The organism is Sphingobacterium sp. T2, assembly GCF_000814685.1.
Taxonomy (GTDB): domain Bacteria; phylum Bacteroidota; class Bacteroidia; order Sphingobacteriales; family Sphingobacteriaceae; genus Sphingobacterium; species Sphingobacterium thermophilum.
In genome coordinates, this window is record NZ_JXAC01000291.1 from 1 (window position 1) to 2,059 (window position 2,059).

At 41.5% G+C, this 2,059-nt stretch carries 3 protein-coding genes; all 3 read right to left on the reverse strand.

Features of this window, described 5'->3' with window-relative positions:
- Positions 1–100 precede the first annotated feature (100 nt).
- The 3 genes from gap to SD31_RS19630 are packed head-to-tail and all read right to left on the reverse strand — an operon-like array spanning position 101 to position 1,718.
- Positions 101–1,099, reverse strand: coding sequence for a type I glyceraldehyde-3-phosphate dehydrogenase (gene gap, locus SD31_RS14210; RefSeq protein ID WP_039054597.1), 999 nt, complete (start codon positions 1,097–1,099; stop codon positions 101–103).
- Between the two features lie 12 nt (positions 1,100–1,111).
- Positions 1,112–1,339, reverse strand: a complete 228-nt coding sequence (locus SD31_RS19625; RefSeq protein WP_231561703.1) for a hypothetical protein — start codon at positions 1,337–1,339, stop codon at positions 1,112–1,114.
- Positions 1,332–1,718, reverse strand: a complete 387-nt coding sequence (locus SD31_RS19630) for a hypothetical protein (RefSeq protein ID WP_231561705.1) — start codon at positions 1,716–1,718, stop codon at positions 1,332–1,334. Before SD31_RS19630 ends, SD31_RS19625 begins: the two co-directional genes overlap by 8 nt.
- Positions 1,719–2,059 lie beyond the last annotated feature (341 nt).

The following is a 2,059-nucleotide window of genomic DNA, read 5'->3' on the forward strand; positions in this document are numbered from 1 at the left end:
GGCAAGAGGTCGTGTTCGAAAAGGCATTGTTTCTCCGGCAGTCCGTTTCGGAGTACCAAGGAACGTAGAGGTAAAGTTTGCTCGGGACGTATAAAACGTATCATCTGGTGCTTAATATAGCTAAAATGTCAACTAATCTGTTAGAGTACCCAAATTCATTGTCATACCAGCCTACAACTTTCACTAGCCCACCTACTATAGAGGTAAGCTTGGCATCAAAGATGCAGGAGTAAGGGTTATTGATGATATCCACCGACACTATAGGGTCTTCGGTATAGAATAACACACTTTTCAGGTCATTGTCGGCGGCCTGTTTAAAGGTGTTGTTTATTTCCTCTACTGTAGTCTTTTTTTTCAGCGTACAGGTAAAATCCGTCAAGGATCCGTTGAGTACAGGGACGCGAATGCCCGCACCACCCAGCTTGCCTTCCAGATGGGGGAAGACGTTGGTGATAGCTTTGGCAGCTCCTGTGGTGGTAGGAATGATGGAGGAAGAGGCTGCTCTTGCCCTACGCAGGTCGCGGTGGGGAGCGTCGTGCAAATTCTGATCTCCCGTCATGGAATGTACTGTGGTGATATAGCCATCCTTAATTCCCCAGTTTTCATCCAGAATTTTCACGAGGGGAGCTACATTGTTGGTCGTACAGGATGCATTCGAAAATAAAGGGGCAGACCAATCGAATTCTTTGTCGTTGATTCCTAGTACTACTGTGGGTATATCCTTATCTGGTGATGGGGCGGAAACGACCACTTGGTTGGCGCCGGCAGCAAGATGTAATTCTGCCTTATCTTTGGCTGTAAAACGTCCTGTGGACTCTATTACCACGTCTATGTCGAGTTCTTGCCATGGTAGCTTTTCCGGATCTTTTTCTTTCAGCACCAGAATCTTGTTTCCGTTGATGATGATATGCTGTTCGTCGCAGCCTACCTCACCCTGGAAGGGGCCGTGTACGGAATCATATTTAAAAAGATGGGCTAGGGTTGTGGTATCCGTTAAATCATTAATAGCAATGACGTCGATATCGCGCAATCCTCTGTTGAACAAATTGCGGAGCGTATGTCTTCCAATTCGTCCAAAACCGTTAATTGCTATTCTCATTTCTTTGTCTTATTATTTAGTATAGTCTGCTATTATTTTATCAATACTTCTGCTACCATCCCAATAGGTTTGCAGTTTACCTTCTGCCGTATAAATGTAGTTGGCAGGAAACTGCTTTGGTATGTGTATCTTCTGAATGAATTCTTGGTTTCTGTCGTACAAGACTTCCACATTAGGTTTACCAACCAACTCTTTGGCAAAGGTTTCAAGGAAGTTGGCCATCAATGCAGGGTCATTCATAGACACAAAATAGATGTTTATGTTTTTTTATTTTGCTATAGTTCTTTGCTAGTTGTCCCGCTTCGACCTGACAGTGACTACATCCCGGATCAAAAAGGATAAAAGCAGTCTTCTTTCCTTTAGGAATATCTTGTTTGGTGAATGAGATACCTGATTTTACTTTATAAAATTTGAACTCAGGAATACTCTGTGCCGGTTCTTTTTGGGGAAGCTCTGGTGCTTGTTGTGGCTGCGTTGAAGGTGCTTCCTGAGAATATGCTGATTCCTGATATGTAGCAGTATCTTGGTTTTCTGTGTTTTGACTGTTTCCCGAATTTGAACAGTTGGTCAATCCTACCAGTGCACTTAAGAAAAGTGTAGAGATAAACATTTTTTTCATTCTAAAAAGTTGTGTGTACACAAATCTAATAAAAAATTATTATCCAATAAGGTATGGCTTTTATTTATGATGAAATTGTGATAAAAAATGGCTGCCCTCAGGGCATGCCATTTTTTTATTAACTTTTACAGTGATAATGTATTATTGGCGTTACAACTTTTGGTTGTGCTGCTTTAGGTTTAGCGATGTCGCTATTGTTTTTCGCAAGATCGCTAACGTAGAGCTGCAAGATATAGAAGATATGATCACCACTATGATACTACTAAGATAGCGAATGCAAATCCTACTGATTACCTCACCAACCTAAAGACATGAACAATACTACTAACAACAAGAATGAT

What these genes read in the sequence shown, in the direction of transcription:
- SD31_RS19630 (WP_231561705.1), bottom strand. Translation starts at nt 1,718, where the DNA reads ATGAAAAAAATGTTTATCTCTACACTTTTCTTAAGTGCACTGGTAGGA.
- gap (WP_039054597.1), bottom strand. Translation starts at nt 1,099, where the DNA reads ATGAGAATAGCAATTAACGGTTTTGGACGAATTGGAAGACATACGCTC.
- SD31_RS19625 (WP_231561703.1), bottom strand. Translation starts at nt 1,339, where the DNA reads ATGAATGACCCTGCATTGATGGCCAACTTCCTTGAAACCTTTGCCAAA.